This is a genomic window from Paracidovorax valerianellae (assembly GCF_900102625.1).
Classification (GTDB): Bacteria; Pseudomonadota; Gammaproteobacteria; order Burkholderiales; family Burkholderiaceae_C; genus Paracidovorax; species Paracidovorax valerianellae.
On the sequence record NZ_FMZC01000012.1, the window covers coordinates 99,900 to 116,474 of the forward strand.

The 16,575-nt window shown below is 59.8% G+C and carries 16 protein-coding genes and 2 tRNA genes; 12 read left to right on the forward strand and 6 right to left on the reverse strand.

Annotation, left to right across the window (positions count from 1 at the left end; genetic code table 11):
- The first annotated feature begins 50 nt into the window (after nucleotides 1–50).
- The 8 genes from pheT to BLT03_RS17475 all read left to right on the forward strand — a co-directional run bounded on the left by pheT (nucleotide 51) and on the right by BLT03_RS17475 (nucleotide 6,980).
- Nucleotides 51–2,492: a phenylalanine--tRNA ligase subunit beta gene (pheT, locus tag BLT03_RS17440; protein WP_092745029.1), complete on the forward strand. Its 2,442-nt coding sequence runs from the start codon at nucleotides 51–53 to the stop codon at nucleotides 2,490–2,492.
- Nucleotides 2,492–2,848, forward strand: a complete 357-nt coding sequence (locus BLT03_RS17445) for an integration host factor subunit alpha (protein WP_245711441.1) — start codon at nucleotides 2,492–2,494, stop codon at nucleotides 2,846–2,848. Before pheT ends, BLT03_RS17445 begins: the two co-directional genes overlap by 1 nt.
- 98 nt (nucleotides 2,849–2,946) lie before the next feature.
- A complete protein-coding gene (locus BLT03_RS17450; protein WP_092745030.1) occupies nucleotides 2,947–3,363 on the forward strand; it encodes a MerR family transcriptional regulator in 417 nt (138 codons plus the stop codon).
- Nucleotides 3,364–3,392: 29 nt separating this feature from the next.
- A tRNA-Pro gene (locus BLT03_RS17455) sits at nucleotides 3,393–3,469 on the forward strand.
- 148 nt (nucleotides 3,470–3,617) lie between these two features.
- Entirely contained in the window at nucleotides 3,618–4,901 is a 1,284-nt protein-coding gene (locus BLT03_RS17460) for a sedoheptulose 7-phosphate cyclase (protein ID WP_245711444.1), read from the forward strand.
- A complete protein-coding gene (locus BLT03_RS17465) occupies nucleotides 4,888–5,319 on the forward strand; it encodes a GlcG/HbpS family heme-binding protein (RefSeq protein ID WP_092745031.1) in 432 nt (143 codons plus the stop codon). The genes BLT03_RS17460 and BLT03_RS17465 overlap by 14 nt, the downstream gene beginning before the upstream one ends.
- Nucleotides 5,316–6,071 (forward strand): SDR family NAD(P)-dependent oxidoreductase, encoded by a 756-nt coding sequence (locus tag BLT03_RS17470; RefSeq protein WP_092745032.1) that lies wholly within the window; start codon nucleotides 5,316–5,318, stop codon nucleotides 6,069–6,071. Before BLT03_RS17465 ends, BLT03_RS17470 begins: the two co-directional genes overlap by 4 nt.
- Nucleotides 6,072–6,080: 9 nt before the next feature.
- Nucleotides 6,081–6,980, forward strand: coding sequence for an EamA family transporter (locus tag BLT03_RS17475; protein WP_092745033.1), 900 nt, complete (start codon nucleotides 6,081–6,083; stop codon nucleotides 6,978–6,980).
- Here the strand turns inward: BLT03_RS17475 and BLT03_RS17480 are convergent.
- A complete protein-coding gene (locus BLT03_RS17480; protein WP_175537789.1) occupies nucleotides 6,977–7,852 on the reverse strand; it encodes a LysR substrate-binding domain-containing protein in 876 nt (291 codons plus the stop codon). The two genes, BLT03_RS17475 and BLT03_RS17480, sit on opposite strands and share 4 nt — an antisense overlap.
- Here BLT03_RS17480 and BLT03_RS17485 point away from each other — a divergent pair.
- Both BLT03_RS17485 and BLT03_RS17490 read left to right on the forward strand, forming a co-directional pair.
- Nucleotides 7,851–8,765, forward strand: coding sequence for an ROK family protein (locus BLT03_RS17485; RefSeq protein WP_092745100.1), 915 nt, complete (start codon nucleotides 7,851–7,853; stop codon nucleotides 8,763–8,765). The genes BLT03_RS17480 and BLT03_RS17485 overlap by 2 nt on opposite strands.
- A 1-nt stretch (nucleotide 8,766) precedes the next feature.
- Complete coding sequence (locus BLT03_RS17490) at nucleotides 8,767–9,699, forward strand: carbohydrate kinase family protein (RefSeq protein WP_092745034.1); 933 nt, start codon at nucleotides 8,767–8,769, stop codon at nucleotides 9,697–9,699.
- A gap of 72 nt (nucleotides 9,700–9,771) precedes the next feature.
- Here the strand turns inward: BLT03_RS17490 and BLT03_RS17495 are convergent.
- From BLT03_RS17495 to BLT03_RS17505, 3 genes are all read right to left on the reverse strand, one after another.
- Nucleotides 9,772–9,861, reverse strand: a tRNA-Ser gene (locus BLT03_RS17495).
- Between the two features lie 60 nt (nucleotides 9,862–9,921).
- Nucleotides 9,922–10,842 (reverse strand): SPFH domain-containing protein, encoded by a 921-nt coding sequence (locus BLT03_RS17500; RefSeq protein WP_092745035.1) that lies wholly within the window; start codon nucleotides 10,840–10,842, stop codon nucleotides 9,922–9,924.
- A 74-nt stretch (nucleotides 10,843–10,916) separates the two neighbouring features.
- Nucleotides 10,917–11,342: an NfeD family protein gene (locus tag BLT03_RS17505; protein ID WP_092745101.1), complete on the reverse strand. Its 426-nt coding sequence runs from the start codon at nucleotides 11,340–11,342 to the stop codon at nucleotides 10,917–10,919.
- 134 nt (nucleotides 11,343–11,476) lie between these two features.
- Between BLT03_RS17505 and BLT03_RS17510 the strand changes: the two genes are divergently transcribed.
- Both BLT03_RS17510 and BLT03_RS17515 read left to right on the forward strand, forming a co-directional pair.
- On the forward strand, nucleotides 11,477–13,858 hold the full coding sequence (locus BLT03_RS17510; RefSeq protein WP_092745036.1) for an arginine/lysine/ornithine decarboxylase: 2,382 nt from the start codon (nucleotides 11,477–11,479) through the stop codon (nucleotides 13,856–13,858).
- 186 nt (nucleotides 13,859–14,044) lie between these two features.
- On the forward strand, nucleotides 14,045–14,605 hold the full coding sequence (locus BLT03_RS17515) for a fasciclin domain-containing protein (protein WP_092745037.1): 561 nt from the start codon (nucleotides 14,045–14,047) through the stop codon (nucleotides 14,603–14,605).
- Between the two features lie 179 nt (nucleotides 14,606–14,784).
- On the opposite strand, the gene BLT03_RS17520 is transcribed toward BLT03_RS17515, so the two are convergent.
- Together BLT03_RS17520 and fabI are read right to left on the reverse strand one after the other, a co-directional pair.
- Nucleotides 14,785–15,645 (reverse strand): DNA ligase, encoded by an 861-nt coding sequence (locus BLT03_RS17520; protein WP_175537790.1) that lies wholly within the window; start codon nucleotides 15,643–15,645, stop codon nucleotides 14,785–14,787.
- A gap of 76 nt (nucleotides 15,646–15,721) precedes the next feature.
- Entirely contained in the window at nucleotides 15,722–16,519 is a 798-nt protein-coding gene (gene fabI / locus BLT03_RS17525) for an enoyl-ACP reductase FabI (RefSeq protein ID WP_092745039.1), read from the reverse strand.
- Nucleotides 16,520–16,575 lie beyond the last annotated feature (56 nt).

Below are 16,575 nucleotides of genomic sequence, written 5' to 3' on the forward strand. Positions count from 1 at the left end.
GACAGCTCTTGCCAAGCGCTACCGCATCCAAGAATCATCGAAGACTGAATATGCAATTTCCAGAATCCTGGTTGCGCGAGTTCTGCAACCCTCCGCTTTCGACCAACGAGTTGGCAGAGACGTTGACCATGGCGGGGCTCGAAGTCGAGGAGCTGCAGCCTGTCGCTCCGCCTTTCACCAAGATCGTAGTGGGCGAAATCAAGGAGGCAGCGCAGCATCCGAGTGCCGATCGCTTGCGTGTTTGCCAAGTCGATGTGGGGCAGGGTGCTTTGCTCAACATCGTTTGTGGTGCCCCGAATGCGCGCGTGGGCATCAAAGTGCCCTGTGCGCTCGTTGGTGCTGAGTTGCCGCCCGGCGATGATGGCAAACCCTTCCTCATCAAGGTGGGCAAGCTGCGTGGTGTGGAAAGCCAGGGAATGCTGTGTTCCGCACGCGAACTCAAGCTTTCCGAAGACCATGGCGGCCTGCTGGAGCTGTCTCCCGATGCCCCGCTGGGCCAGGATATTCGTGAGCACCTGAATCTGGACGACACACTGTTCACTCTCAAGCTCACACCTAATCTGGCACATGCTCTTAGCGTCTATGGTATTGCACGTGAAGTGGCTGCTTTGACCGGGGCACCTCTGAAGCCGATTCAGTTTCCTGCCGTGTCGGTGGGGCATTCAGATATTCTGCCGGTCAAGATCAGCGCTCCAGACCTCTGCGGACGATTCACAGGACGGATCGTGCGTAACGTCAACACGCAGGCAGCGACTCCGCAATGGATGCTGGACCGTTTGGCGCGCTGTGGGCAGCGGGGTGTTTCGCCGTTGGTCGATATTTCCAACTATGTGATGTTCGAGTTGGGTCGCCCTTCGCACATCTTCGATCTGGAAAAGATCCATGGTGGGCTGGATGTTCGCTGGGCACGCCCTGGCGAAGAGCTCAAGCTGCTGAATGGAAGCACTGTGGCGCTCGACGACAAGGTGGGCGTCATCGCCGACGAAAACCAAGTTGAGTCACTGGCCGGCATCATGGGCGGCGATGCAACCGCTGTGTCGGATGCCACCCGCCATATTTATATCGAAGCCGCTTTCTGGTGGCCGAAGGCGGTTGCAGGCCGCTCACGCCGGTACAACTTTTCGACCGATGCCGGGCATCGTTTCGAGCGCGGTGTGGACCCGAGCCAGACGGCCGAGCACATCGAGCGTATTACCCAATTGGTGATCGATATCTGCGGCACATCGGAGACCGTTTGCGGTCCGATGGACGACCAGCGTCCCAATATGCCGGAAGCCAAGCCGGTCACGTTGCGGGTTGCCCGGGCCGCAAAAGTCATCGGAATGCCGCTGACCCAGCAGCAGTGCTTCGATGCCCTGCATCGCCTGGGCCTGCCTGTGACTTCAGGGGAGGGTACGTTGACGGTGCTGCCGCCTTCTTATCGCTTCGACCTGGCCATCGAGGAAGACTTGATTGAAGAAGTGGCTCGCATGGTGGGCTACCAGCAACTGCCGACCACGCCACCCTTAGCGCCAATCACTCCAAAGTTGAGGGCAGAAGAGCAGCGCGGCCCTTTTGCAATTCGACGGGCATTGGCGGGGTTGGGTTATCAGGAGACCATCAATTTCAGCTTTGTGGAAGAGCACTGGGAGCACGAACTGGCTGGAAATCCAGAGCCCATTCGCTTGTTGAATCCCATCGCCAGTCAGATGAGCGTCATGCGCTCGTCTCTTCTGGGTTGTTTGCTGCAAATTTTGAAGTTCAACCTCGACCGTAAGTCCCAGCGGGTCCGGGTGTTCGAGTTGGGACGGGTTTTTCTTCGCGACAAGTCCGTTGTTGGGTCCGACACCACGGTGGAAGGGTTTCATCAGCCCATGCGGGTGGCTGGCCTCGCGTATGGTGCAGCGGATATGCTGCAATGGGCGCGCAAGGAACAAGACATTGATTTTTTCGACGCCAAAGGAGATGTCGAAGCGCTTCTGGCTCCGTTCAAGGCCGAGTTTGAGCCTGCGACCCATCCGGCCATGCATCCAGGCCGCTGTGCCCGCGTGCTGTTGAAGGGGCGGCCTATCGGCTTCGTGGGTGAATTGCATCCCCGCTGGCGCCAGTCCTGGGAGCTTCCGCAAGCCCCGGTCTTATTCGAGTTGGAACTGGATGCGGTCATTCAGCGGCCCATGCCTTCGTTCCGACCGGTTGCCAAGCACCAGGCCGTCGAGCGGGATCTGGCGGTCGCCGTTGCAGAGCGTGTCACTCATGCAGAGGTGATGGATGCGATCAAAGCTGCAGTTCCAGCAACGCGTTTGCGCAATGCGGTGCTGTTCGATGTGTTCCGCCCAAAGCCTTTGCGCGATGGAGAGGCTGCTGTCGGCAGCCTTGGCGCCGGTGAAAAGAGCTTGGCTGTGCGCCTCACGCTTGGCGCGGACGATGCCACGCTGACAGAGGCTGAGATCGACGCCACGATTCAATCGGTGGTTGAACACTTATCCCATCGCACTGGTGCGAGATTGCGGTGATGGTCATGTTGAACGGGAGCGCTGACGTGATGGAATTTGCGGTAGAGAGCCTGGAAACCCCTGCCTTGACGAAGGCCCAGTTGGCGGAACTTCTCTTCGATCACATCGGCTTGAACAAGCGCGAATCGAAAGACATGATCGACGCTTTTTTCGATTTGATTGCGCAGCGTTTGGTCGATGGTCAGGACGTCAAGCTGTCAGGGTTCGGCAACTTTCAAATTCGCACGAAGGCTCCGCGCCCTGGACGCAACCCCCGAACTGGAGAAGCCATCCCGATCCAGGCCCGTCGAGTGGTGACCTTTCATGCGAGCAGCAAGCTCAAGGAACAGATCCAGACGGGTGGGAGCGTGGCTTGAAACGCTGTCGCTTTCTTGTCTGCCCTTGAGGCAAATGTGGCTGGCGCCTTTGTTCCCGCTGCAGTACGCTCGCTCGCTTAATTGCTAGAAACCGCGTCATGGGCACACCGCTTCCTCCCATTCCGGCCAAACGGTATTTCACCATTGGCGAGGTTGCTGCACTGTGCGGCGTCAAACCGCATGTGCTCAGATATTGGGAGCAAGAGTTCACGCAGTTGCGGCCTATGAAGCGCCGTGGCAACCGCCGCTATTACCAGCACCATGAAGTGCTCATGATTCGCCGCATCCGAGACTTGCTGTACGAGCAAGGCTTCACCATCAGCGGAGCTCGGAATCGGCTTCAGGAGGCCGATTCGTCGTCTGTGGAGTTTGACGCAGAGGCATCGGTTTTGGATTCGATTGCTGGCTCGATCGAAATTGGCGCGTCACCGCCCTTGCGCTCTGGCAAGACCTTGGACGCGCAGATGTTGCGTCAGGAATTATTTGAAATTCGAGCGCTGCTTTCCTTGAACTGAGATTTTTCTGCATATAATCTAAGTCTTGTCGGCGTGTAGCGCAGCCTGGTAGCGCACTTGCATGGGGTGCAAGGGGTCGCGAGTTCGAATCCCGCCACGCCGACCATTTATTCAAAAAATTAACGGGCTATCGCAAAAGCGATAGCCCGTTTTTTCTTGTGCGTCATCTTTTGAACTGCCACTAGCATCGTTGGCATATGCGGACGTGCGAGAGATTGTACGCGGAATGTTGAACAAATAGTGTCGCCGTGCAGATGCTGCAGGCGACTATTCATCAACGATGCCGTAGAAAGCTTGCGAAACGTTCAACAATCAAACGTCCGCTTCGCCATACGCTCGCCCTACAAAAAGGGATGGAGCGAAGGATGAACGATCGGGCAGTTTGGTCGGCCAGCATGGGAGCGGTGACCCGTGTTGAAGCGAGCAGTTGGAGGGTCAACGCGACCCAAGAGGTTTCTTACGAAGTGCGGCAGGTCGATGGGATCTTTCGTCCGTCATCTCTTCATCTACTCAACTGTGGACGCGCTGCTTCCAGTGGGCGCCAGGTGATCGTGATTGACGCTCGCGTGGAGGAACTCTATGGCGATGAGATGCGTGCCTATTACGCGCATCACGGTATCGAAATCTCCGTCTTGAGCCTTTCGGTTTTAGAGGAGTCCAAGCACTTTGAAGCCGCATCGGCCGTGAGCCGCCATCTGGAAAGTGCGGGAGTGCTCCGGCGATCGGAGCCTATCGTTGCGATTGGCGGGGGCGTGCTGCTGGACCTTGCCGGTTTTGCAGCGGGTTTGTATCGGAGAGGAATTCCTTATGTGAAGGTTCCTACCAACGCGATGGCGTTGTGGGATGCCGCTGTCGGCATCAAGACCGGTGTCAATGCGCTGGGGCGCCGCAACAGGCTAGGTTCGTACCATGCGCCGAGTGCTGCTTTGCTGGATCGCCGCTTTTTATCGACGGTCGAGCCACGCGATCTTTCAAGTGGAATGGGCGAGTTGCTGAAACTCGGCGTGATCAAAAATCGACGTCTGTTCGATCTGCTGGAACAGCATTCCGAAATGTTGCTGCAGACTCGTTTTCAAGATGCCATCGTGGCACCTGAAGTCATCGCGTTGGCGGTGGAGGGAATGCTTGAAGAGTTAGCACCGAACCTGTGGGAACTGACGCTGGAACGTGCCGTGGATTTCGGGCACTCATTCAGTCCCATGCTGGAAATGAAGGCTCTCCCAGAGCTTTTGCACGGCGAAGCCGTAGCGCTGGACGTACTGTTGTCATGCCGTCTGGCACGCGTCCGAGGACTTCTTTCTGAGCTTGAGGTTTTGCGAGTTCGGAGTGTCATGAAGGCGATGCGGTTGCCGGTTCGACATCGTTTTTTCGCGGACCCGCAGTTGTTGAAGGAAGCGCTGTCCGACACGATGAGACACCGTGACGGAAGGCAGCGGTTACCGCTTCCTGATGGAATAGGTGCTTGCTGCTTTGTCGACGACGTTAGTGCCGGTGAACTCTCTGCTGCCGCAATGGAGATGACCGATGACGAAGCGTGAGCCTGGTTTAAGGCTCACGTCGAACCAGGCGCAGCAATTAGTGCAAAACGCCATCGCTGCCGGGCTTGGCGAAGGTCTGGCGGTCTCTGCGGCAGTGGTGGACAGTTCAGGACATCTTCTTGCCTTTGGCCGTGCAGATGAAGCCTTCTTGGGATCGATCGATGCGTCCATGGCAAAGGCTCGCACCGCGGTTTACTTCCGGCGCGATACCGGAGCCATGCAACGCGCATTGGAGCAAGGCAAAACGGCCTATCTGGCGCTGACAGGCGCGCTCCCTCTGGAGGGCGGTGTACCGCTGCATGCGGGTGATTCAGTTGTAGGCGGCCTGGGAATCAGCGGCGCCTCATCGATGCAGGACGGCACGCTGGCTCGTGCGGCCGCGTCTTTCATGAGTGGGTTGGGAGAGCACGGCGCATGACAGCATTTGCGGAAAAAGTGGTGCTGGTGACCGGAGGGGGAACCGGTATCGGCCGTGCGACTGCGCTCGCCTTCGCGAATCAGGGCGCTCATGTCGCCATTGCTGGCCGGACGTTTTCTTCTTGCAATGAGACTGCCCAGATGATTCTGGATGCCGGGGGCATCGGCTTTGCCGTGGCCTGCGACGTGTCCATCGAGAACGATGTCATGAACTTGGTGGACGAGGTGGAGCGTCGCCTTGGCGTAGTGGACATCGGGTTCCTTAACGCTGGCGTGGGGGCCGCCGCAGCCATCATCGATCAGGACATCGATGATTTCGAGGCGGTGATGCGCACCAACTGCACGGGCCTGATGCTGTGCATGAAGCACCTGTTGAGGCCGATGTATGAACGCCGCTCTGGCTGCATCGTCAACAACCTTTCAGTGCACGCCCATCGCACAATTCTTGAGGGAACGGGTGCCTATACGGCCTCCAAGCATGCGGCGCTGGCCCTCACCAAGACTGCTGCTGTCGAGGCAGCGCCGTACGGCGTCCGCGTTAATGCCGTCTCTCCGGGGCCGATCGGGACAGAAATGCTGCAGCGTTCCAGTGCCGTATCGGGAGGGATGAATGCCTGGGCAGACCGGCTTCCCATGAAGCGGACGGGTGAGCCGCATGAAGTTGCGCAAGCTGTTCTTTGGCTGTGCAGTTCGCAAGCGTCATTCATTACCGGCGCGATCATGCCAGTGGACGGAGGTTTCCTTGCCGTCTGATGCCAAGCCATGACGTGGATCGCACTGGGCCTGCTCGCCGGGCTTGTATTGGGAACCTACGATTTCCTCACCAAACTCGCACTGCGCGAGAAAACGGTGCTAGAAGTCGTGATGTGGTCCTCTCTTCTCGGTGCGCTGCTCTGGGTGCCTTTCTTCTTTGTCCCCGCCCCTTGGGCAAATACGTTGAAGCCGATCGGCCTTTATCCCGCAAGCTTGACGGCAGCTGAGCAGATGGCATTACTCCCTAAGTCCGCAATGATGGTCGCGACCTGGGTTCTTTCGTATTACTCCGTCAAATCGTTGCCGCTGTCGATCTCTGCGGGCGTGCGTGCTTCGGGACCGCTATGGACAGCGCTGGGTGCCATTGTGTTTCTATCCGAGCAACTCAATTGGTGGCAATGGATGGGCCTTGCACTGTCCATGGGCTCGTACTACCTGTTTTCTTTGATTGGCCGTAAAGAGGGCATCAGTTTCCAGCGAAATATGTGGGTGTTGTGCATGCTTGCAGCCACGTTGTTGTCGTCGGCCAATGCACTTTATGACAAGCATATTTTGGCCACTTTGCAGTTGGACTTGGCAGCTGTCCAAGCGTATTCGGCGATACAACGAGGCGGCATCGCGCTGCTTCTGCTGCCTTGGTTATTGGAAACCATGGAGTGGCGCAGCCTGCTGTCCCGCAATTGGGCGGTGCCTGCCATTGCTGCAACCTACGTGCTTGCGGAGTTCATCTACCTCACTGCAGTGCAAACGGACGGGGCGCTTATTTCAGTGATATCGGTTTTGCGTCGAACCAACCTTGTGATGGTCTTTTCGCTGAGCGCACTTTTTTTTGTCGAGCGTTTCATTCGCCAGAAAATACTGGCGATTGCTGGCGTGCTGCTGGGCATCGGACTCACCATCATCCATTAACCGTTTTGAACCAGAGAACGGATCCAATCGATCACTGTGCTGCCATGCCGGGACACCATGGCTCGCTCGGAAGCGAGCAAAAAATACGATTGCTCAGAAGGAATGGCAATCTCAGAAATCCGGATCAGGCTGGCGTTTTCCAGAAGACCCTTGACGAGAGAGCGGCGGCCCAGGGCAATGCCCTGCAAGTTAAGGGCCGCATCCAGCATCAGGCCCGTGTCGGAGTAGGTCAAGGTGCGCTGCGCTGCCGATATTTGAATGCCAGCTTTTTGAAGCCAGGGTTCCCACGGTTGCCGGCTGTGGGAAAGGAACACCGCTCGCTTGAACAATTGCTCAATGTTGAGGGTGCCCCATTTCGCCAGGTACGCCGGAGCGGCTACGGGAAACCAGTCGTCCTCCAAAAGCGCTTCGCAGTAGTGAGCCTGGGGCCGAATCTTCGAAAAGCGAATGGCGATGTCTGCTTCTCCTTGGTCGATATCTACCTTGCATGTGGTCGGCGAAACCTCTATCGAAACGGAGGGATGCAGGCGCTGAAATTCCGTCAATGCAGGGACCAGCCGAAAGCGCGCAAAAGATGGCAGCACACTGATTCGAACCACGCTCCGCTCAGGGTTGAAGTTTGAGAAAGCTGCCTCCAGCGTGTCCAGTGAATCTTTCATTTGCTGATGCAAATGTTCTCCTTCGGTGGTCATCGCGACCGAACGGGTAGTGCGCGCAAAAAGGCTGCTACCTAAAAGGCGTTCGAGTTCGCGGATGCGATGACTGACTGAGCTGTAGGAAATATTCAGCTCGTCCGCCGCTTTGTTGAAACTGCGCATGCGGGCGACCGCGTCGAAGGCCAAAATTAAATGAATGGGGGGAATCTTGCGCATGGATGCGGATAAGGAAAATTCAAAAGAAAGATTCCATATCGGGATCGATCTGGGCGGGACAAAAATCGAAGGCATCGTACTTGACGACCAATATCGTGAGTGCCGACGAATCCGAATGGAGACCCGCGCTTGCGACGGGTATGCGCAGGTTTTACAACGCATTGTCGATATGCATTCCCAATTGGCTCTGGTTGCGGCTGGAAAAGAGACGACCTTGGGCATCTGTACGCCAGGGTCGATCTCTCAAGCCACGGGACTGCTCAAAAACTGCAACGCGACTGAATTGAACGGACACCCATTGCAGATGGACTTGCAACAAAGGTTGGGCCGTTTTTTTGCCTTGGAAAACGATGCCAACTGCTTTGCCATGGCCGAAGCCAGCCATGGGGCCGGCAGTGGCCACGAATGCGTATTGGGGCTGGTGTTGGGAACCGGCGTTGGAGCCGGCATCGTGATCGGCAGACGGCTTCGGGGTGGGCGCCATGGCATTGCCGGAGAGTGGGGCCATATGTCCATCGATCCCACAGGCCACGCCTGCTATTGCGGCCGCAAAGGCTGTGTCGAGCAATACCTGAGTGGTTCCGCGCTGGAGGCACGCTATCTGGAGAATGCCGGCCATTGGGCGGATGCTGCAGGCATCGTGATGATGGCTCGCCAGGGCGATCGCATTGCGTCGGCGCTGATGGACGAATTCCTAGAAAAATTTGCCAGTGCTTTGGCCAATGTCGTGGCGGTGTTGGACCCCGACGTCATCGTGATCGGAGGAGGGTTGGCAAGCGTGGATGAGCTCTATGCAGAAGGCGTGCAAAGAATGCGGGAGATCGTTTTCAACGATGGCTTTCATACCCCGGTGCTGCGCAATATGCTGGGCAACTCTGCTGGGGTCATAGGCGCTGCCATGGCTGGTGTTTGAGATGCGCGTACTCACGATCGGAGGGGCCACGCTCGATATCGTGGTCATGGGTGCTGAAGCGATTCCAGTGCAGGGCGCCAAGCACGAAGTTGAGCACGTGGGCTTGTCCATGGGGGGAGGCGCCGTCAATGCAGGGCTGGGGTTCGCATCCTTCCGTGCCCAAGTGACCGCTCTTTGCGCGGTGGGGACGGATGCCGAGGGGCAATGGTTGCGTGCTTCGATGGCTCGCCAGGGCGTTTTGACAGAGAGCATGCAAACCATTGATGGCTACCCGACGGGAAAGGCCGTGGTTCATCTCGACGCGAACGGAGATGCCAGCGTGTACGCACAGCGCGGCGCCAGCACCCAGCTGACACTTGGGGCGATCGACGACCTGCTGGCAAAGGCCGATGTGGTCTATGTCTCGGCATTGGCAGAGCCGGCCATGCTTCAGCTGCAAAAAGCCCTGACCGAGCTCCCTCACCATTTCAGGCTTGCGATCAATCCAGGCGCAAGGCAACTGGCCCAATCTGCTCAATTGACGGACGGCTTGCTGGCCGCTGCAAACTTGGTGTGCGTGAACGCCACCGAAGCAAAACTGCTCGCGCATGGCAGAGGGTTGCCCCATGCCGCAGACATGGATGCGGACGGTGCTGCGGCACTTGCTCCCTTGCTGGCGCAGCATCCTGCTCAGTGCGTGCTGCTCACGCTGGGTGCGGAAGGCGCAGTCTTTTTCGATGGGCAACGCAGCCACTACCAAGCTGCTGACGATGTGATCGTCGTGTCTACGCTCGGGGCCGGGGATGCGTATGCATCTGCTTTCGCCTTCCACTGGTTTTCCGGCCATGGTGCCAGTGCCTCTTTGCAAGCCGCCAGCCGCAGGGCTGCGGCCGTGCTTCAAGTGGCGGCCGCGAATCTTGCAAGTTTGGTGATGGAAGACAGCAGAACAACGTAAAACGAGTCAGGCAATAAAAAAGACACCCGAAGGTGTCTTTTTTATTGCCTGATCTTGCTGACCAGTCTTGTTTGGCGGAGAGGGCGGGATTCGAACCCGCGGTGGGGATTAGCCCACACACGCTTTCCAGGCGTGCGACTTAAACCGCTCATCCACCTCTCCGAAGCCCGCGATTGTAGCAGCGGTTTTGGCCTGATTTTTGAAAAACCGTTGCAACGCTGCTTATGGCGCGCGTTGTGTCGTTTGCACCATCTTCATGGCAGAGCCGATCAGCGCTGACACTTCGCTCATGTTGCTGGGAACAATCAGCGTCGTGGTGGCGTCCGCAGCCACTTTGCCATACGCGTCCACGGCCCGTTCTGCCACCTTCAGCTGCACGGCTTGCTCGCCACCAGGCTGCCGAATGGCGGCGGCGATTCGCTCAATGGCCTGCGCGGTGGCTTCCGCCACCGCCGTGATGGAAGCGGCCTCGCCCTGGGCATTGTTGATCTGCGCCTGCTTCTCGCCTTCCGACCGGGCAATGAAGGCCTCGCGCTCGCCCGTGGCGATGTTGATCTGTTCCTGGCGACGGCCTTCCGATGCGGCGATGAGGGCACGCTTTTCGCGCTCTGCGGTGATCTGCGCCTGCATGGACCTCAGGATTTCAGCCGGCGGCGTGAGGTCCTTGATTTCGTAGCGCAGCACTTTCACGCCCCAGTTCAATGCGGCCTCATCGATCGCCTGGACGACTTGGGCATTGATGATGTCGCGCTCTTCGAAAGTCTTGTCCAGTTCCAGCTTGCCGATCACGCTGCGCAGCGACGTCTGGGCCAGTTGGGTCACGGCCATGATGTAGTTGCTGGAGCCATAGCTGGCGCGCATGGGATCGGTCACCTGGAAGTACAGGATGCCGTCCACCTGCAATTGGGTGTTGTCGCGGGTGATGCAGACCTGGCTGGGCACGTCCAGCGGAATTTCCTTGAGGCTGTGCTTGTAGGCCACGCGATCGACGAACGGCACCAGAAAATTCAGCCCAGGCGTGAGGGTGCCGGCATATTTGCCCAGCCTTTCCTTGACCCAGGCGTTCTGTTGCGGAACCACTTTCACCGAGCGTGCGATGAAGATGCCTGCGATGACGACGATGACGAGGGCAATGATTTCCATGGGGTCCTTTGCGATGGTGAAGATTCAAATGAGCGCAGTGATGTGTCGCGCTGCGTGATGGCAGGGGGCCAAGCTCAGAGCTTGTCGACCAGCAGACGGTTGCCGATGACTTCAGCCACGCGGTGCATGCCGGAGGAGGGTGCATTGCCGGGCCGCAAGACCACGGTCCATTGCGCGCCGCGGTAGCGCACCTGCGCGGTGCCGTCGGAGTTCCAGATCTCTACGTTCACGGATTCGCCCACATCCATGTTCACGTCGCGATTGCTCGATGCGGGCTGCGCTCCGGGGTGCTTCTTCCTGAAGACATAGCAGCCCACTGCGCCGGCCAATCCGATCGCGGCAGCGACCAGCAACTGCACTGCGACCGAGCCGCCCGCATGGGCGGCAAGAGCGCCGGCACTCAGGCCGATGGCCAGCATGAGCAGGTAAAAAGTGCCTGTGAAAAGTTCCACCGCAACGGCCCCTCCCGCCAGTAGCCACCAGAGGGTGGATTGCTCTATCACTTCGTGCTCCTCGTTGTGTTTAGTGCACCACATTCTGGGTCAAAAGGCCGGGCCGTCAAAGGCGTGACAACGTTATTCCTTACACTTCGCGCCTGTTTCGTTTTTTGGGCCCGCTCGCTCGGAGGCTGCGCATGAAATTCCGTTTCCCCATCGTCATCATCGACGAGGACTATCGTTCCGAGAACACATCCGGCCTGGGTATCCGCGCACTGGCGCAGGCCATCGAGTCGGAAGGCTTCGAGGTGCTGGGTGTCACGAGCTATGGCGACCTGTCCCAGTTCGCGCAGCAGCAAAGCCGCGCGAGTGCTTTCATCCTGTCCATCGACGACGAGGAGTTCACGCTGGGATCGGGGCTGGACCCCATCGTGCTCAGCCTGCGCACCTTCATCGCCGAGGTGCGCCGCAAGAACTCCGACGTGCCGATCTACGTGCATGGCGAGACGAAGACCAGCCGTCATCTGCCCAACGACATCCTGCGCGAGCTTCACGGTTTCATCCACATGTTCGAGGACACGCCGGAGTTCGTGGCGCGCCACATCATCCGCGAGGCCAAGAGCTATCTCGAAAGCGTGCAGCCACCGTTCTTCAAGGCGCTGCTGGACTACGCCGAAGACGGCTCGTACAGCTGGCACTGCCCGGGCCATTCGGGCGGCGTGGCGTTTCTCAAGAGCCCCGTGGGGCAGATGTTCCACCAGTTCTTCGGCGAGAACATGCTGCGCGCCGACGTGTGCAACGCGGTCGAGGAACTCGGCCAACTGCTCGACCACAACGGTGCCATCGGCGAGAGCGAGCGCAATGCCGCGCGCATCTTCAATGCGGACCATTGCTTCTTCGTGACCAACGGCACCAGCACTTCCAACAAGATGGTGTGGCACCACACAGTGGCGCCGGGCGATGTGGTGGTGGTGGACCGCAACTGCCACAAGTCCATCTTGCACAGCATCATCATGACGGGCGCGATTCCCGTGTTCATGAAGCCCACGCGCAACCACTTCGGCATCATCGGCCCGATCCCGCAAAGCGAGTTCGAGCCTGAAGCCATCCAGGCCAAGATTCGCGCCAATCCGCTGCTGAAGGGCGTGGATGCGAAAGCGGTCAAGCCGCGGGTGCTGACCCTGACGCAATCGACCTACGACGGCGTGGTCTACAACACCGAGACCATTAAGGGCATGCTCGATGGCTACGTGGACAACCTGCACTTCGACGAGGCCTGGCTGCCGCACGCGGCCTTCCACCCGTTCTATGGCACGTACCACGCCATGGGCAAGAAGCGCGCACGGCCGAAGCACTCCGTGGTGTATGCCACGCAGTCCATCCACAAGCTGCTGGCCGGCATCAGCCAGGCCAGCCATGTGCTGGTGCAGGATTCGCAGACCGTGAAACTCGACAGGCCGTTGTTCAACGAGGCCTATCTGATGCACACCTCGACCTCGCCGCAGTACAGCATCATCGCCAGCTGCGATGTGGCCGCCGCGATGATGGAGCCGCCCGGCGGCACGGCACTGGTGGAAGAAAGCCTGCTCGAAGCCCTGGACTTCCGCCGTGCGATGCGCAAGGTGGAGGAAGAGTTCGGCAAGGACGACTGGTGGTTCAAGGTCTGGGGACCGGACAAGCTGGTGGACGAAGGCCTGGGCCGCGCCGAGGACTGGATCATCCGCAGCGACGGCAAGGGCAAGAAGAACGCCAGCAAGTGGCATGGCTTCGGCCAGCTGGCGGACGGCTTCAACATGCTGGACCCGATCAAGTCCACCATCGTCACGCCGGGCCTGAACCTGGACGGCAAGTTCGACAAGACCGGCATTCCCGCGTCCATCGTGACCAAGTACCTGGCCGAGCATGGCGTGGTGGTGGAGAAGACGGGGCTCTACAGCTTCTTCATCATGTTCACCATCGGCATCACCAAAGGCCGCTGGAACACTTTGCTCACCGCGCTGCAGCAGTTCAAGGACGACTACGAGAAGAACCAGCCGATGTGGCGCATCCTTCCCGAGTTCTGCCAATCGCACAAACGCTATGAACGCATGGGTCTGAAGGACCTGTGCCAGCACATTCACCAGCTCTATGCCAAGTACGACATCGCGCGTCTGACGACCGAGATGTACCTTTCCGACCTGACGCCCGCGATGAAACCGAGCGACGCCTACGCGCACATTGCCCACCGCAAGACCGAGCGCGTCGAGATCGACCAGTTGGAAGGCCGCATCACCACGAGCCTGATCACGCCGTATCCCCCCGGCATTCCGCTGCTCATTCCCGGCGAGGTCTTCAACAAGAAGATCGTGGACTACCTCAAGTTCTCGCGCGAGTTCTCCAAGCTGTCTCCGGGCTTTGAAACCGACATCCACGGCTTGGTGGAGATCGAGGACGACAGCGGCAACGTGCGCTACTACGCCGATTGCGTGGCTGAAGCGCCGCAGGCGGCGGCACCTGCGCGCAAGAGCCGCAAGAACGCACCGGCGGCCGAAGACATCGTTCAGGTGGGCAGCGACGGGCCGTTCGGCCGCAAGATCTGACCGTGGGCGGCGAGAGCCGCCACCAATCCCAAGAGCCCGGTGGTGCGAAAGTGCCCCGGGCTTTTTGCATGGGATTTGTATGGGAATGTCACTGCGTGAATCCACCGGTCGCGCACGGCCGTATGAGTGTTCAGCCGCGCGAATTTTCGAGCGGCACGGTCTACAAACATCACATCGGAGATTTCCATGACCTTTCGTCTGAACGCCCGCCTGGCTGCTGCCGGCCTCACGCTTGCTTTGTCGGCTGCCGCGATGCCCGCCTTCGCCCAGGTGACCGTCGGCGGTGCGCCGATGTATCCCACCAAGGACATCATCGATAACGCGGTGAACTCCAAGGACCACACCACGCTGGTGGCCGCCGTGAAGGCAGCGGGCCTTGTGGACACGCTGAAGGGCCCCGGTCCGTTCACCGTGTTCGCACCCACCAACGCCGCGTTTGCCGCACTGCCGGCCGGCACCGTGGACACGCTGCTGAAGCCCGAGAACAAGGCCACGCTGACCAAAGTGCTGACGTACCACGTGGTCGCAGGCAAGGTCGATGCAGCCTCGTTGTCCAAGATGATCGCTGACGGCAAGGGCTCGGCGAGCCTCAAGACCGTGGCAGGCGGCACGCTGACGGCCAAGGCCAGTGGCTCGTCCATCGCACTGACCGATGAAAAGGGCGGCACGTCCACGGTGACCATTGCCGACGTGTACCAGTCGAACGGCGTGATCCACGTGGTGGACAAGGTGCTGTTGCCCAAGTAAGCCATCCGGCAGGCCGATGGCAGCGCTTGCACCGCTGACGGCGGTGCCGGTCCTGCGCTCTGCGCCTGAAGCGACGAATTCGCTAATGGCGCAAAAAGGCCGCATGAGTACCCGTTGGACGGGACGCTGCGGCCTTTTGTCTTTATGCCTCTTCGCTGTCGAGGTCGGCTTGAGGTGTTCTAGCGGGCTGCGGGGTGGAAGTCTTCACGCACCCGCATGAAGCTCGCGAACCTCGGCAGTCCGCCATCGTGGGTGCCGCGGAACCGGTAAGTGACCCAACCGCCCAGGGGTGGCGGGTGCTGGCGGTCCGCATCGCTGAAACCGGCGCCCAGCCGGAATCGCTGGCCGCTGGGCATCTCGACCAGCAAGGCGCCCATGCGGCCCTGGTGGCGGCCTTTGCCAGGCACGTAGCCCACCACCTTCGCTTCCGTATCCTCGTGGGTTTTCACCTTGATCAGGTCGTCGCCGCGGCCGGCTTTGTAGAGCGATGCGCCACGGTGCAGCATCAACCCCTCGCCGCCGGCCCGCACGGTTCGGTGCAGCAGCGATTGCAACTGGGCATCGGTGTCCACACGCTGCTGCGGCACCGCTTGCACCCAGCGCTGGCCGATGCCGGCGACCAAGGTTTGCAACGCAGGCAGGCGCTCGTCGAACGGTCCGCCGTGCGACGGCAGATCGAACACCATGAACTGAATGTGGCGCCACGCCGCGTCGTCGGGCCGCTGTTGCCGCACCGTGGACTGCGCCTGCGTGAAGCGGCCACGGCCTGCCCAAAGTTCACCGTCCATCGGCGTGGCTGGCCAGTCTTGCGTGAACCAGGCCGGCGGATTCACCGTTTCGCCGCCGCGCGTGCGCAACCGCGTGCCGTCCCAATAGCCGCGCACCCCGTCGTATTTTTCGCTCACCCAGTAGTCCGCCAGCGGCAGCCCCGGCTGATACACGCTGGCCAGCAGGAGCGCAGGCGGCGAGGAGGGCTGCGCCCCGACGGCGGTCGCCGCGCAGCAGCCCAGCAAAGCAATGATCGCAACGCGGCGGAGCATCAAACTCGGATTGCTATGTTATTGATAGCAATATACCGTCGTATTTATTGCGCTGGAGGCCATTTTGACCAATGCGTCAGGAGAGCTCGGTGCTGTCGCGGCTGATGCCGCCGGTCTGGCTGAAGCCGCCGTCCACGTACATGATTTCGGCCGTCACGCCGCTGGCAAGGTCCGACAGCAGGAACGCGGCGGCATTGCCCACGTCTTCGATGGTCACGTTGCGGCGCAGGGGCGAGGCGCCGGCGACCACGCCCAGCAGCTTGCCGAAGTCCTTGATGCCGCTGGCGGCCAGCGTCTTGATGGGGCCGGCGCTGATGCCGTTGGCGCGCATGCCGCGTGGGCCCAGCGATTCGGCGAGGTAGCGCACGCTGGCTTCCAGGCTGGCCTTGGCGAGGCCCATGGTGTTGTAGTTGGGCACCGTGCGCAGCGCGCCCAGGTAGCTCAGGGTCACCACGGACGATTTCTCGTTCAGGAAGGGAAGGGCGGCCTTCGCCATTGCGGGGAAGCTGTAGGCGCTGATGTCGTGGGCGATGCGGAACGATTCGCGCGACAGGCCTTCCAGGAAGTCGCCGGCGATCGCCTCGCGGGGTGCGAAGCCGATGCTGTGCACGAAGCCGTCGAACTTGGGCCAGGCTTGCGACAGGTCGGCGAACATGCGTTCGATCTGTTCATCGCTGCCCACGTCGCAATCGAAGATGAGCTTGGAGTCGAACTCCGCCGCGAAGTCGGTGATACGGTCCTTGAAGCGTTCGCCCACGTAACTGAAGGCAAGTTCTGCGCCCTGCGCGTGGCAGGCCTTGGCGATGCCGTAGGCGATGGAGCGATTGGACAGCACGCCGGTGATAAGCAGCTTCTTGCCGGTCAGAAAACCCATGGTTCTTCTCCTGTGAATGCGGGGGATTTGGTGGCTTTGACGGCGGCGCGTGTGCC

Bases quoted from the DNA above. Each gene is read 5' to 3' on its own strand.
- pheT (WP_092745029.1), top strand. From the start codon at position 51: ATGCAATTTCCAGAATCCTGGTTGCGCGAGTTCTGCAACCCTCCGCTT.
- BLT03_RS17445 (WP_245711441.1), top strand. From the start codon at position 2,492: ATGGTCATGTTGAACGGGAGCGCTGACGTGATGGAATTTGCGGTAGAG.
- BLT03_RS17450 (WP_092745030.1), top strand. From the start codon at position 2,947: ATGGGCACACCGCTTCCTCCCATTCCGGCCAAACGGTATTTCACCATT.
- BLT03_RS17460 (WP_245711444.1), top strand. From the start codon at position 3,618: ATGCTGCAGGCGACTATTCATCAACGATGCCGTAGAAAGCTTGCGAAA.
- BLT03_RS17465 (WP_092745031.1), top strand. From the start codon at position 4,888: ATGACGAAGCGTGAGCCTGGTTTAAGGCTCACGTCGAACCAGGCGCAG.
- BLT03_RS17470 (WP_092745032.1), top strand. From the start codon at position 5,316: ATGACAGCATTTGCGGAAAAAGTGGTGCTGGTGACCGGAGGGGGAACC.
- BLT03_RS17475 (WP_092745033.1), top strand. From the start codon at position 6,081: ATGACGTGGATCGCACTGGGCCTGCTCGCCGGGCTTGTATTGGGAACC.
- BLT03_RS17485 (WP_092745100.1), top strand. From the start codon at position 7,851: ATGGATGCGGATAAGGAAAATTCAAAAGAAAGATTCCATATCGGGATC.
- BLT03_RS17480 (WP_175537789.1), bottom strand. From the start codon at position 7,852: ATGCGCAAGATTCCCCCCATTCATTTAATTTTGGCCTTCGACGCGGTC.
- BLT03_RS17490 (WP_092745034.1), top strand. From the start codon at position 8,767: ATGCGCGTACTCACGATCGGAGGGGCCACGCTCGATATCGTGGTCATG.
- BLT03_RS17500 (WP_092745035.1), bottom strand. From the start codon at position 10,842: ATGGAAATCATTGCCCTCGTCATCGTCGTCATCGCAGGCATCTTCATC.
- BLT03_RS17510 (WP_092745036.1), top strand. From the start codon at position 11,477: ATGAAATTCCGTTTCCCCATCGTCATCATCGACGAGGACTATCGTTCC.
- BLT03_RS17515 (WP_092745037.1), top strand. From the start codon at position 14,045: ATGACCTTTCGTCTGAACGCCCGCCTGGCTGCTGCCGGCCTCACGCTT.
- BLT03_RS17520 (WP_175537790.1), bottom strand. From the start codon at position 15,645: ATGCTCCGCCGCGTTGCGATCATTGCTTTGCTGGGCTGCTGCGCGGCG.
- fabI (WP_092745039.1), bottom strand. From the start codon at position 16,519: ATGGGTTTTCTGACCGGCAAGAAGCTGCTTATCACCGGCGTGCTGTCC.